The organism is Enterococcus sp. AZ120 (genome assembly GCF_050546165.1).
Taxonomy (GTDB): domain Bacteria; phylum Bacillota; class Bacilli; order Lactobacillales; family Enterococcaceae; genus Enterococcus; species Enterococcus faecalis.
On record NZ_CP172950.1, the window covers coordinates 408,896 to 421,726 of the forward strand.

Genomic DNA, 12,831 nt, shown 5'->3' on the forward strand with positions numbered 1-12,831 from the left:
TAAATGAAACAATTTTTTCAAAAAGGGTCGAAACCTAATCAATTAGTTGTCGCTTTCCATGGTACTGGTGGCAATGAATATCAATTATTAACCACCATCGCAACCCTTTACCCAGAAGCGAGTGTTCTAAGTTACTTAGGGACAGAAGGTGTAGGCGAACAGCGACGCTTTTTTGCGCCATTAGTCAATGGAGCATTACCTCGTGCTAACTTTGATGAGCGAGTGACGGCGTTTCTAGAAGAAGTTTGGCAACCGCAAAAGTTATACGATGAAGTTATTTTTATAGGGTACTCTAACGGTGCCAATTTTATTTTAGGCCTGTTAGAAAAGAACCCAACTATTGCTAACACTGTTATTTTACTGCATCCAAGCAATTTAGGCTATCAATATGTATCTGGTGAGTTTGCGACAAAAGTGATTGTCACAACAGGGGCTCAGGATGAGTTGAGTATTCCGGGACAAGTTCTTTCTTTAGCTAATCAATTAAAGAAACATTTTCCAGTCGACTTTTTACTAGTGGATGGCGGTCATGGCTTATCAGAAGAAGAAGTAACGAAAATAAAAGAAGTTCTTTAAAAAACAAGCTGCAACCTTTGCTGATAAGTGGTTGCAGCTTGTTTTTTTCATGTGTGTTTAAATGATTTAGTTCTTTTTATTAATGAAAGCTTCCGCAAGGGCAAAGTCTCCTGCGTAAGGTTCATCTACGCCGTTTACTTTTTGATAAAGGTCGGCGCCTTTACCAGCTAAGACAATCGCATCATCAGCCGTTGTGCTTAAAGATAATGCGTGAGCAATTGCTTCGCCACGATCTAAAATGGTGTAAACAGGCATTTCTTTGGTAATATGGGCTTGAATTTCTTGGCAAATTTTTGCTGGATCTTCACTGGCTGGGTCATCGGTTGTTAGGACTGCAACATCAGCCAATTCAGAAAGAACCCTACCAAAGTCTTTGCGGCGAGAAATCGCTTTGTCTCCCGTACTACCGACAAGAACAATTAAGCGGCCGTCAGGATGTTCTTCACGGACAAAGGTTAAAAGATTCTTCAAACTGTCATAGTTATGAGCGTAATCAACATAGACGGTTGCACCGTTGGTATTCGTTAAAGATTCCATCCGGCCAGGGACGGTGGTTGCTGCGATCCCTTGTTGACACTCTTCTTTTGAAGCTCCCACAAGGACACTAGCAATCGCCGCACTTAACGCATTACCTTTGTTAAAATCACCACCTAAACGAAGGTGATAAGAGCCAGCCAATCCTAACGCATCTGCAGGACTTTCAACGATAAAACGTAAGGAATCCTCTGAAGAAACAGCGAATGAATAGTCAACTTCTGAAGCTGGCTGACTGCCATAGACAATGGCAGGGACTTTTTGCTGTTGTGCGGTTTCTTTAAGTAATGGAAAATAATCAGCTTCGTGATTCAACACAATGACTTTAGAATGTGTAATCAATTGACGTTTGCAATAAAAGTAATCGTCAAAGGTTGGATGTTCAATTGGACTGATATGGTCGGGGGTAATGTTTAAAAAAATGCCGACATCAAAAAATAACTTGTAGACACGATTAGTTTTGTAGGCTTGGGAAGAAACTTCCATAATAAAATGAGTCATCCCGTTAGCAACAGCGGTTGCCATCATTCGATACAAGTCCAAAGATTCGGGTGTAGTCAAGGCAGATTTAAAGAATGTTTTGCCATCTAATGTCGAATTCATGGTAGAAAGCAAGGCTGTTTTTTGTTGTGTAGCAACATCTAAAATATATTTGGTGAAATAAGCCGCTGTTGTTTTACCTTTGGTTCCAGTAAAGCCAATCAGTTTTAATTTATTTTGTGGATAATCATAAAAAGCCATGCTTAACACAGCCATTGCTTTTTTAATGTCAGTCACGATAATTCCTAGTTGTGCTGGAACCTCATAAGGCACCTCAGAAACATAGATTTCTAGGCCGTCTTTTACAGCATTTTCTAAATAGATTTCTTTAAAGTTTAATCCTTTACAAAAAAAGAGTGTTTCTGCTGTTACGTCTCTCGAATCGTAAGAAAGAGCCATTACTTCTCGTTGACCTAACGTGTCGGAAAGAGTCAAGTGCCAGCCTTCTGGTGAAATAAATTCTTTTAATAAATCTTCTTTTTCTAAGCAATCGCGAATTGCGAATAATGAAATCGTCACTTTTTTTGCCTCCAAACGTTTCAACGAAATTTCAAAACTGATGTCATTATAGCATTATTTTTCTTTTAAAAAAACCATCTCGTTAGCGTGAGAAAATCCATGAGAAATGTTAAAATAGGATAATTCTTCGAGAAAGTCGTTGCATATCCCAAGATGAACAATTAAAATAAAGAAAGCATACTCAAAGAATATTGGAGGACAAAATGATCAATCAACCAAATTCAGTTGATCAACCAATCCTGACGAACCAAGAAAAAATGGTCAAAGGCTCAGCTTGGATGACAGCTAGTAATATTATCTCCCGCATGTTAGGGGCGATTTACATCATCCCCTGGTACGCTTGGATGGGCGAGCACGGAAACGAAGCGAACAGTTTGTTTTCAATGGGGTATACGATTTATGCCTTATTCCTAATGATCTCTACCGCCGGAATTCCAGGTGCGATTGCCAAGCAGACCTCGCATTATAATTCATTGAACGAATATAAAATTAGTCGACAGCTTTTTTATCGTGCCTTACAACTAATGGGTGGCTTAGGTGTGGTTTTTGCTATTGTGATGTATTTGGCATCTCCGGCATTAGCAGCTTTGTCTGGCGGAGGGCCTGAATTAGTTCCAACAATGCGTTCATTAAGTTTAGCCGTTTTAGTTTTCCCAAGCATGAGTGTCATTCGCGGTTATTTCCAAGGAAATCAAGAAATGATGCCCTTTGCTTTATCACAAATTGTTGAACAAGTAGCACGAGTTTTTTACATGTTATTAACTGCTTTTATTATCATGAAAGTCTTTGAAGGTAATTACGTTACAGCGGTGACCCAAGCCACTTTTGCGGCATTTATTGGGATGCTCGCAAGTTTTGCGGTTTTAGGTTATTACATGTACAAACAAAAACCATTATTTGATTATTTAGAAGAACACAGCGCCAATGAACATGAAATTGCTCCAAAAGAGTTATTGATTGAAACTTTTAAAGAGGCGATTCCTTTTATCGTAGTTGGCTCAGGGGTGACGGTTTTTAAACTTGTCGATCAGTTTACTTTCTCAAACTTTATGCGTTTGTTTACGGATTATTCAGATACCCAATTACGAGAGCTTTTCGGTATTTTTAATGCTAATCCGGACAAATTAACCATGATTGTCGTGGCTTTAGCAACTTCGATTTCGGCTACTGGATTACCGTTGATTACAGAAGCGGTCACCTTAAAAAATCACCGTGAGTTAGCGCGTTTGATTAGTAATAATTTACAACTTTTTGTGTTTGTAATGTTGCCAGCAACGTTCGGTATGATTGTTTTAGCGCAACCACTATACACTGTTTTTTACATGCCAGATGCTTTAGGTACTTCTTTATTAGTGCAAGCTTGTTACGCTAGTTTATTCTTGGGCTTGTATATGTTAGTGTCAAATATGTTGATGGGGATGTATGAAAATCGTGACGCAATGCGTTATTTAGGAATTGGTTTAGCAGTGAAATTAATCGTGCAATTCCCCGCAATCCGTTTATTTGAAGTTTACGGTCCGTTATTAGCAACGATGATTGGCTTTACGGTTTCTTGCGTATTGATTCTAAGAAGAATTCGTCAAGTGACACGTTTTAATTACAAATTAACCTTACGGCGAACATTGTTAATGTTCTGTATTACAGTCATCATGATGATTATCGCTTTGATTTTCCGTCAGTTCCTGTATCTATTTTTAGATCCAACTAGACGTTTCCAAGCCTTCATTATCGTTGTAATTGTGGCTGCTGCAGGAGGCGCTTTTTATGGCTATTCGGTCTTGAAGATTCGCTTAGCTGATCGTTTATTAGGGAAAAATGCCGCAAAATTACGTGCAAAATTCAATATTAAATAATAGCTGATTGAACTCCTTTCAGCAGATTCTCTTAAGAGACAAGGCTTGAGACATCGATCGATTCGATTTATGTCCCAAGCTATTTTTTTAAAGGAAAGAGGAATGACGATGCGTTTAGATAAATTTTTAGCCGATGTTGGTATCGGTAGTCGTAAAGAAATCAAACAATTGTTAAAGAAAAAAGTCGTTACGGTGAATGGTGACGTCGTAAAAGAAGCCAAAACACAAGTAAACGAAGAAACAGATCAAATTGCCTTGATGGGAGAAATTCTTACGTATCAGAAATTCTTTTATTACATGTTGCATAAACCACAAGGTGTCATTTCTGCGACGGAAGATCAGCGAGATGAAACGGTAATTGACTTGTTAACTGATCAGGATTACCGTGCCGACTTGTTCCCAGTTGGTCGCTTGGATAAAGATACCGAAGGCTTGCTTCTGTTAACAAATGATGGCCAGTTAGCGCATCAATTATTATCGCCTAAAAAGCATGTGGATAAAGAATATTTAGCTGAAGTTGAGGGACTTGTGACAGCGGAAGATTGTCAACTGTTTGCGCAAGGATTTGCCTTGAAAGATGGAGAAATGGTTAAACCAAGTCGTTTAGTCATTGAGACGATCAATGAGGAAGAAGGGACTTCCGTAGTCCGTTTAGTGATTCAAGAGGGGAAATTCCATCAAGTCAAACGGATGTTAGCCACTGTAGGCAAACCTGTGACGTATTTAAAACGATTACGAATGGGCGAACTATGGTTGGATGAAACGTTAGAACTAGGGGAATATCGGCCCTTAACAGAAGCCGAATTGCAACAACTACAACCTAAACAATCATACCTCAATTAAAATAAACAAAAACCCAGCCCTTTCTGCGGAAAAGATAAAAATTTTCTCGAAAAATAGTGTCGGGTTTCTTTCTTTTTCTGCATAAAATGGTATGATTGACTATGTAGAACTTTATGAATAGGAGTGACAACAAATGACAATTGATTGGACAAAAGAAGTCGAAGCACGTAAAGACGACTTATTAGAAGATTTACAAAACTTATTACGGATCAACAGTGAACGTGATGATGCACAAGCAACACCTGAAGCGCCCTTTGGACCTGGGCCAGTTGCTGGCTTAAAACACATGTTAGCGTATGGTGAACGTGATGGCTTTACGGTGAAAAATGTCGACAATTACGCTGGACACATTGAATATGGTGAAGGCGACGAAACGTTAGGGATTTTTGGTCATATGGACGTTGTTCCTGCTGGTGATGGTTGGGAAACAGATCCTTATGAACCAGTCATTAAAGATGGCAAAATTTATGCACGTGGTGCAAGCGATGATAAAGGCCCAAGTATGGCTGCTTATTACGCAATGAAAATTATCAAAGAATTAGGCTTACCCGTGTCTAAAAAAATCCGTTTCGTAGTAGGAAGTGATGAAGAAAGCGGCTGGGGCGATATGGATTACTATTTCCAACATGAAGAAGCGCCAGATTTTGGTTTCTCACCAGATGCTGAGTTCCCAATTATCAATGGGGAAAAAGGAAATGTGACGATTCGTTTAACTTTCCGAGGCGGTAACGGCGCTGATTATAAATTAGAAAGCTTCAAATCTGGCTTACGTGAAAACATGGTTCCGGGAACAGCAGATGCTGTTGTAACGGCTGCTTCAGCAGACGAAGCGGCTTCACTAGCTGCTAGCTTTGAAACATTCATCAAACAAGAAGCAAAAATTTCAGGTAACGCAGAACTTTCAGATAAAACAGTGACTTTCCATGTAGTTGGTAAAGGTGCTCACGGTGCTAGCCCACAATCTGGAATTAACGCAGCGACTTTCTTGGCAACTTTCTTAAATGATTACAGCTTTGCAGAAGGCGCATATAGCTTTATTAATACCATTGCTGAATTTATCCATGAAGATTTTTATGGTGAAAAATTAGGCGTGGCTTTTGAAGACGAAAAAATGGGTAAATTGACAATGAACGCTGGGATTGTTAACTTTGATCCAGAAAACCCTGAAAATAGCTTAGTAACATTAAACTTCCGCTATCCAAAAGGAACTTCAGCAGAAGAATTACAAGCAAAAGTTCAAACAACAGTCGGTGAAACGGTCACTGCAACACAAGGAGATCGCAACCAAGAACCGCATTATGTACCAGTTGATGATCCATTGGTGGCAACGTTACTACAAGTTTACGAAGACCATACAGGCGAAAAAGGCCAAGAACAAATCATTGGTGGCGGTACTTATGGCCGCTTATTAAAACGTGGTGTTGCCTATGGCGCAATGTTCCCTGGCTACACAGACACAATGCACCAAGCCAACGAATTTATGGAATTAGATGACTTATTCCGAGCAGCTGCTATTTATGCAGATGCGATTTATCGTTTAGCGAAGTAAAGTAAAAAAGCTGTTTTCGATTTTCGAAAACAGCTTTTTTTTGCAATTTTTGCCTTTTAAAAACCCAAAATCAGAACTGTCAATTTACTGAAAATTTCTTGCAAATCAAAGGATCCCACGATACGATAAATAGGAGAAAACGCAATGAGTGAAACACTTATTGTTAACTATTTAATCAAAGGACGTGTGAAAATGAACGTAGAAGAATTAGTTCAAAAAGCAAAAGATTTAATTGGAGAAGGTAACGTGGAACATGCGCAACAATTCATTGAAGAACATAAAGATGAATTAGGCGAACACTATCATAAAATTACAGCGATGTTAGCTGATACAACGACCGATGGTTTGTTTGATAAAATTAAAGGATTGTTTCAATAGTTGAAAAAAATCTGAGATAAAAGTGTTTAGCTCCAAAAACCAAGTAGGTACGATGATTTCATCTGTTCATGCTTCACAGTGAAACATTGCAACTCTCGCCGTTTAACAGTTTTTGAGCGTGGAGCAAAAATCCAAAGTGATTTTTGTCCCACGCTCTTCTTTTTTTATTTAACTTTTAACCATTGTTTTGGCAACACATACGCAATTGGATTAAAAAGATAATCCGCTCCCCGTTTCACCACAGGCATATTCGTAATAGCTAAAATGAAGAGGGCTAAGAAGAAAAGTGCCAGGATTCGGAAAGTAAACCATTCTTTAAAGAGTGTGTCTAATTGCAAACCACTTTCCAACAGAATAATTAAGGGCATATGCAAGAGATAAGGGTAGAGGGTATCTTTTCCGAGGGCGCTTAAAGGTAACTTTCGTTTCGGCAATAATGCAAACCAAGAAAGAGACACCAATGCTGCAGCAACGTAAAAGAACAGCTGAATGAAACTACTATATTCAAAGGCCGGACTAATTTCAGCGTAGGAAGCCCAACCAGTTAAGAAACCCCAAAATTTCGTTGCCAATGACCATTGACTATTTACAAATAAAAAGGAGCTTAAAATTACGCCTATCGCTGCCCATTTGACTTTGCGATGATCTAAAAAGGTTTGCAGCTTTTGAATATCCATTAAGTAGCCACAATAGAAGAAAGGAAAGAAGCCCAGAGTCCGTCCTAAAGACAAGAAACCTTCCACAGGTAAATAGCCTGAGGCGCAGCCAATAACAATGATGATTGGCAACATGATTTTCGGCTGAACGCGCTGAAGAAAGATGGTAATTAAGTAGAAACTTGCTAAGGAAAGTAAGTACCAAGGAACGCCCGTTTCGTTCAGTAAATCAAAATTTATTTTATTTGCAAAGGCGAAATTAGCAAGCGTAATCAACAACTTCGCTAAGAGATAAAGCCAAACAAAGGAAAGTAAGCGTAGATATTTTCGTTGTTTAATTGCATGTTTACTAAAGAGTCCAGAGACAAAAATAAAGGCTGGCATATGGAATGAATAGATCCAAAAGTTGATCGTTTCCATGAGTCGTGAAGGAGAAGCTTCACGATCTAAAATATGCCCAAAAATCACTAAGAAAATTAAAAAAAGTTTCACGTTGTCCCATTTATAAATTCGCTTGTCGTTTTCCATAACGATCACTCCTTTTAGTAGAAAACAGTTCACTTTTGTTTAATGCAGAAGAGGACAATTTTTCCATTCATTGAGTAGATAATTGTAGATACGAACCGGCAGCCGTTAAATGAGCCCCCACATACTTGCGCTTAAAACAAAAAATTAGGCAGGATGTTAGTCTTAAATTATACTGAAAGAGTGACGATCCTCCAAAGATTTTGTTTATTAAGAAGTGAAAGATGCGGTGAAAATAAATGATAAAATTTCAAAATGTTTCAAAAGTATATCAAGAAAATGCTGTTTTGTCCGATGTGAATTTAACAATCCAACAAGGCGAATTTTTTGTATTAGTAGGGCCGAGTGGTAGTGGAAAAACGACGACTTTGAAAATGATTAATCGGCTCATTGAGCCAACGACAGGTGAAGTGGCTCTCAATGAACAAGCGGTAACCAATTATCCTTTACGTGAATTACGACTAAAAATTGGCTATGTTCTTCAGCAAATTGCCTTATTTCCTAACTTAACCGTGGCGGAAAATATTGAGTTGATTCCTGAAATGAAAAAATGGCCCAAAGAGCAACGCAGAGAGCGAACCATTGAACTATTGAAAAAAGTTCAGCTGGATCCTGAGGAATATCTGCATCGTAAGCCAGCAGCGCTTTCAGGAGGCGAACAACAACGTATCGGGATTTTACGCGCCATTGCAGCCGAACCAGAAGTGATTTTAATGGATGAACCTTTTAGCGCGCTAGATCCGATTTCAAGACATCATCTTCAACGTTTGGTGAAAGAACTTCATCAGGAATTAGCGAGTACCATTGTTTTTGTGACCCATGATATGAATGAAGCTTTACTGTTAGGAGAGCGCATCTGTATTATGGACGCTGGCAAAATTATTCAAGTCGATACGCCAGAAGCCATTCAAAAACATCCGAAAAATAATTTTGTCGGTCAATTTTTCAAACAATCTTCGCCAGAACTAGCGAACTATTGTGGCGCTGACTTGACTGCATTTTTAGAACCCGCAGATGAGACGATTGAGCCAGTGCCGACTGTTTTCATGGAAACCAATTTAAAAGAGATTGTCCAACTCATTAATGCGCAAGAGAAAGCAAATTTAGTAGAAAAACAACAAGTTTTAGGGTGTATCACCTCAAAAACGATTACTCGTTTTATGGAACAGCTGTTGGAAAGCGAGGGACAGTAGATGCAAGCACTGATTGAAACTTTTTTCGCTCGAAAAGAAGAATATCTGCAAGCGTTAATCGAGCATATGCAATTGTCCTTTATCTCGTTATTATTCGCTGCGTTGATTGCAATTCCTTTAGCCATTTATTTAACAAGTCATCGTAAGTTAGCGGAAAGTCTGTTACAAGTGACTGGGATTTTCCAAACCATCCCTTCTTTAGCCTTGCTAGGCTTACTGATTCCGTTAATTGGTATTGGTCGACCACCGGCAATTGTTGCGCTAGTGATTTATGCCTTATTCCCAATTTTACAAAACACCTATACTGGTTTGACGGAAATTGATCCTTCGTTAGAAGAAGCTGCAGAAGCATTTGGGATGAGTAAAAAAGAAAAACTGTTTAAGTTTGAGTTGCAAATGGCGTTACCATTTATTATTTCTGGGATTCGAACGGCTACCGTTTTAATTATTGGTACGGCCACGTTGGCGGCGTTAATTGGAGCAGGTGGTTTAGGGACCTTCATTTTATTAGGAATTGATCGAAATAATTTATCGTTGATTTTTATTGGAGCCCTTTCATCGGCTGCACTAGCAGTCTTATTTAATTATGGAATTCATTGGTTGGAAAAAGCGAATGGGCGGCGACTAATCATTGGCGGTACTATTTTAGGCCTTTTGTTAGGTGGTTCATTTTTCTGGAATCAACAAACTTCTTCAAAGGAAAAGCAGCTGACAATTGCTGGCAAATTAGGAGCGGAACCAGATATTATTATTAATATGTATAAAGCCTTAATTGAAGAAAATAGCGACATTCAGGTGACGTTAAAGCCAAACTTTGGCAAGACTACTTTTTTATATAATGCCTTGAAATCAGATGAAATCGATCTTTATCCGGAATTTACAGGCACAGTGATCGAAACCTTTTTAAAAAATCCTCCTCAGCTAGACAATCAACCTCAAGTAGTCTATGAAGCGGCACGCGCTGGCTTGAAAAAACAAGAAAACCTTACTTTGTTGAAACCGATGCGCTATGAAAATACGTATGCCGTCGCAGTTAAGCGCTCATTTGCAAAAGCGCATCAATTAAAAACGATTAGTGATTTACAGAAAATTAGCAATCAGTTGAAAGCAGGTTTTACGTTAGAATTTATTGATCGGCAAGATGGTTATAAGGGATTACAAGAAAAATATCATTTAAATCTGAATGTCCAATCGATGGAACCGGCATTACGCTATCAAGCGATTAATAATGGTGAGGTAAATGTGATTGATGCCTATTCAACGGATAGTGAATTGAAACAATACGATTTAGTAACGTTAGAAGATGATCAAGCGCTATTTCCGCCTTATCAAGGAGCACCACTTATTAAAACAGAAACGTTGGAAAAATATCCAGAATTAGCAGAAATATTGAATAAATTGGCAGGAAAAATTAGCGAAGAAGAAATGAGTGAAATGAATTATCAAGTCAATGTGGAGGGGCAAGATCCTAGCATAGTGGCGAAAGACTATTTAAAAGAAAAGAATCTTCTTAAATAAGTATTTTTTACTGAAAAAGACTGGTATATAAACATTTATCCAGTCTTTTTCAGATAAATAAAGAGTTTAATGTGAAAAGTACCTGTATTTTTACTCATTTTTGGATATAATAAAAGAAATGAATGGAGAGGAGTGGTCTATATGAAAAAAGCAGAACGTCAACGTTTGATTAAACAATTAATTATGCAACAAGAAATTGAAACACAAGATGAATTAATCACTCGTTTGGAAGAACTTGGCGTCCGAGCCACTCAAGCGACTGTTTCAAGAGATATCCGTGAAATGAGTATTGTTAAAACACATGGTGCAGATGGTCGTGTCAAATATGCAATTTTTTCTCAAGCACAAGGCACAAGCAGTGAAGAGAAATTACGAGAATCAGTAAAAGATTCAGTTGTTCGAATGGAGCGAGTACAATTTATTGTCATCTTGCATACAGAGATGGGAAATGCCGATGTGGTGAGTAACTTTTTAGATGAAGTAGCTTATCCGGAAGTGGCGGGTACAGTGGCTGGTGCGGATACGATTATTGTGATTACACGTTCAGAAGAGGATGCGGAACACTTTATCGAACGCATCGAAAATATGATTTTTTAAAATTGAAAGCATCAATAGAAGGGAGTTTTTTTCTTGGTAGAATTGAAAGCGCTACAAAATGGTTCGGATATTCGGGGAATTGCTTTGGATACGGAAGAGCAAACTGCAACATTAACCGCAACAGCAGTAGCCGAGATTGCGGTGGGCGTGGTTCGTTGGTTACAGGATAAAAAACAGCTGCCACGAAAGGCACAACAGCGCCTGACAATTGCAATCGGACATGATAGTCGTCTAACGGCGGAGCCGATTAAGCAAGCATTAGTAGATACGTTTCTTTCATTAGGTATTCAGGTGATTGACGTTGGTTTAGCTACGACGCCTGCTATGTTTATGGCTACTCAATTTCCAACGCTTCAATGTGATGCAGCGATTATGATTACAGCTAGCCATTTGCCTTATTACTTTAATGGCTTGAAGTTCTTCACAGCAGAAGGTGGAGCAGAGAAAGAAGATATTCGGTATATTTTATCTCATACTGATCCGCTGACAGCCAATGAAAATGGCACACTGATGAAGCAAGAGTTACTGCCAATTTATGCGGAGCATTTGGTGGCAAAAATCCGCCAAGGAATTCATTCGCCCGAAGAGAAACCTTTACAGGGCTTTCGAATTATCGTTGATGCGGGTAATGGGGCTGGGGGCTTCTTTGCGGAGCAGGTTCTTCAAGTTTTGGGCGCTGATACGACGGGATCACAGTTTTTAGAACCAGATGGGCATTTTCCTAATCATGTACCTAATCCAGATAATTCTGAAGCAATGAAAAGTATTCAAACGGCTGTTTTAGCTAATCAAGCAGATTTGGGCATTATTTTTGATACAGATGTAGATCGTTCGGCCGTGGTGGACCAATCAGGTGAGGTACTAAACCGAAATAATTTAATTGCTGTTTTAGCGGCAATTGTTTTAAAAGAAGCGCCTGGTAGTTATATTGTGACAAATTCGCCAACCTCAAGTCATTTAAAAACATTTATTGAAGAAAAAGGCGGCCAACAGATTCGTTATATTTCTGGTTACCGAAATGTCATTAATAAAATGATTGAATTGAATCATGGGGGCTTTCAGACACCGTTAGCCATTGAAACCAGTGGTCATGCAGCGTTTCAAGAAAACTACAATCTGGATGATGGTGCATATGTCGTGGCGAAAATTTTAATGTTGTTACCAGAATTGAAACAAAATAATCAAACGTTAGGTGATCTAATTGCTACATTGAAGCAACCAGCAGAAACCAACGAATTTCGCTTTAAAATTACTGCGGAGAATGTTACTTGTTATGGGCAACAAGTCTTGCGAGAATTTGAATTGTTTGTAGAAAATCAAGCAGACTTTGCTGTGGACCGTGAAAACCAAGAAGGTGTTCGGGGAAACGTGTCTGGTCAATATGGCAGTGGGTGGTTTTTGCTACGCTTAAGTCTGCATGAACCGTTGCTTGTTCTTCAGGTAGAGAATGACCAAAGTGATAAAAATGCATGTGTCATCGAAAAAATTGCCACTTTTTTACAAAAATACGAGGAAATAGATAGTCAGCAAATAGAAAAATAATCTAGGAA

At 38.7% G+C, this 12,831-nt stretch carries 11 protein-coding genes; 9 read left to right on the forward strand and 2 right to left on the reverse strand.

The annotated features are described in order from the left end of the window. Positions 1 to 3: 3 nt before the first annotated feature. Positions 4 to 576, forward strand: a complete 573-nt coding sequence (locus tag IGJ46_RS02070) for an alpha/beta hydrolase (protein ID WP_002358653.1) — start codon at positions 4 to 6, stop codon at positions 574 to 576. A 66-nt stretch (positions 577 to 642) separates the two neighbouring features. Here IGJ46_RS02070 and IGJ46_RS02075 read toward each other — a convergent pair whose 3' ends face one another. Continuing rightward, positions 643 to 2,169 carry a UDP-N-acetylmuramoyl-L-alanyl-D-glutamate--L-lysine ligase gene (locus IGJ46_RS02075; protein WP_256356964.1) on the reverse strand — a complete coding sequence of 509 codons (1,527 nt, stop codon included), beginning with the start codon at positions 2,167 to 2,169 and terminating at the stop codon, positions 643 to 645. A 203-nt stretch (positions 2,170 to 2,372) separates the two neighbouring features. Here IGJ46_RS02075 and IGJ46_RS02080 point away from each other — a divergent pair, with 203 nt between their 5' ends. The 4 genes from IGJ46_RS02080 to IGJ46_RS02095 all read left to right on the forward strand — a co-directional run bounded on the left by IGJ46_RS02080 (position 2,373) and on the right by IGJ46_RS02095 (position 6,792). After that, positions 2,373 to 4,022: a putative polysaccharide biosynthesis protein gene (locus tag IGJ46_RS02080; RefSeq protein WP_002364837.1), complete on the forward strand. Its 1,650-nt coding sequence runs from the start codon at positions 2,373 to 2,375 to the stop codon at positions 4,020 to 4,022. 108 nt (positions 4,023 to 4,130) lie between these two features. Continuing rightward, entirely contained in the window at positions 4,131 to 4,865 is a 735-nt protein-coding gene (locus IGJ46_RS02085; RefSeq protein ID WP_002355501.1) for a pseudouridine synthase, read from the forward strand. Positions 4,866 to 4,998: 133 nt separating this feature from the next. Next, positions 4,999 to 6,414, forward strand: a complete 1,416-nt coding sequence (pepV, locus tag IGJ46_RS02090) for a dipeptidase PepV (RefSeq protein WP_002371462.1) — start codon at positions 4,999 to 5,001, stop codon at positions 6,412 to 6,414. A 144-nt stretch (positions 6,415 to 6,558) separates the two neighbouring features. Further along, entirely contained in the window at positions 6,559 to 6,792 is a 234-nt protein-coding gene (locus IGJ46_RS02095; protein WP_002355504.1) for a hypothetical protein, read from the forward strand. Positions 6,793 to 6,956: 164 nt separating this feature from the next. Here IGJ46_RS02095 and IGJ46_RS02100 read toward each other — a convergent pair whose 3' ends face one another. Further along, entirely contained in the window at positions 6,957 to 7,976 is a 1,020-nt protein-coding gene (locus IGJ46_RS02100; protein WP_025187914.1) for an acyltransferase family protein, read from the reverse strand. A gap of 236 nt (positions 7,977 to 8,212) precedes the next feature. Between IGJ46_RS02100 and IGJ46_RS02105 the strand changes: the two genes are divergently transcribed. The 4 genes from IGJ46_RS02105 (at position 8,213) to IGJ46_RS02120 (ending at position 12,823) form a co-directional block, all read left to right on the forward strand. Next, positions 8,213 to 9,166 carry an ABC transporter ATP-binding protein gene (locus IGJ46_RS02105; protein WP_218391416.1) on the forward strand — a complete coding sequence of 318 codons (954 nt, stop codon included), beginning with the start codon at positions 8,213 to 8,215 and terminating at the stop codon, positions 9,164 to 9,166. Continuing rightward, positions 9,167 to 10,684, forward strand: a complete 1,518-nt coding sequence (locus IGJ46_RS02110) for an ABC transporter permease/substrate-binding protein (RefSeq protein ID WP_104842288.1) — start codon at positions 9,167 to 9,169, stop codon at positions 10,682 to 10,684. A 141-nt stretch (positions 10,685 to 10,825) separates the two neighbouring features. Beyond that, the gene (gene argR, locus IGJ46_RS02115) at positions 10,826 to 11,281 is read left to right on the forward strand and encodes an arginine repressor (RefSeq protein WP_002355509.1); all 456 of its coding nucleotides are present in this window, start codon (positions 10,826 to 10,828) and stop codon (positions 11,279 to 11,281) included. A 33-nt stretch (positions 11,282 to 11,314) separates the two neighbouring features. Next, positions 11,315 to 12,823, forward strand: coding sequence for a phosphomannomutase/phosphoglucomutase (locus tag IGJ46_RS02120; RefSeq protein WP_218391418.1), 1,509 nt, complete (start codon positions 11,315 to 11,317; stop codon positions 12,821 to 12,823). The last annotated feature ends 8 nt before the right edge of the window (positions 12,824 to 12,831 follow it).

Excerpts from the sequence above, each read along its gene's own strand:
- IGJ46_RS02070 (WP_002358653.1), top strand. The coding sequence starts at position 4 with ATGAAACAATTTTTTCAAAAAGGGTCGAAACCTAATCAATTAGTTGTC.
- IGJ46_RS02080 (WP_002364837.1), top strand. The coding sequence starts at position 2,373 with ATGATCAATCAACCAAATTCAGTTGATCAACCAATCCTGACGAACCAA.
- IGJ46_RS02085 (WP_002355501.1), top strand. The coding sequence starts at position 4,131 with ATGCGTTTAGATAAATTTTTAGCCGATGTTGGTATCGGTAGTCGTAAA.
- pepV (WP_002371462.1), top strand. The coding sequence starts at position 4,999 with ATGACAATTGATTGGACAAAAGAAGTCGAAGCACGTAAAGACGACTTA.
- IGJ46_RS02095 (WP_002355504.1), top strand. The coding sequence starts at position 6,559 with ATGAGTGAAACACTTATTGTTAACTATTTAATCAAAGGACGTGTGAAA.
- IGJ46_RS02100 (WP_025187914.1), bottom strand. The coding sequence starts at position 7,976 with ATGGAAAACGACAAGCGAATTTATAAATGGGACAACGTGAAACTTTTT.
- IGJ46_RS02105 (WP_218391416.1), top strand. The coding sequence starts at position 8,213 with ATGATAAAATTTCAAAATGTTTCAAAAGTATATCAAGAAAATGCTGTT.
- IGJ46_RS02110 (WP_104842288.1), top strand. The coding sequence starts at position 9,167 with ATGCAAGCACTGATTGAAACTTTTTTCGCTCGAAAAGAAGAATATCTG.
- argR (WP_002355509.1), top strand. The coding sequence starts at position 10,826 with ATGAAAAAAGCAGAACGTCAACGTTTGATTAAACAATTAATTATGCAA.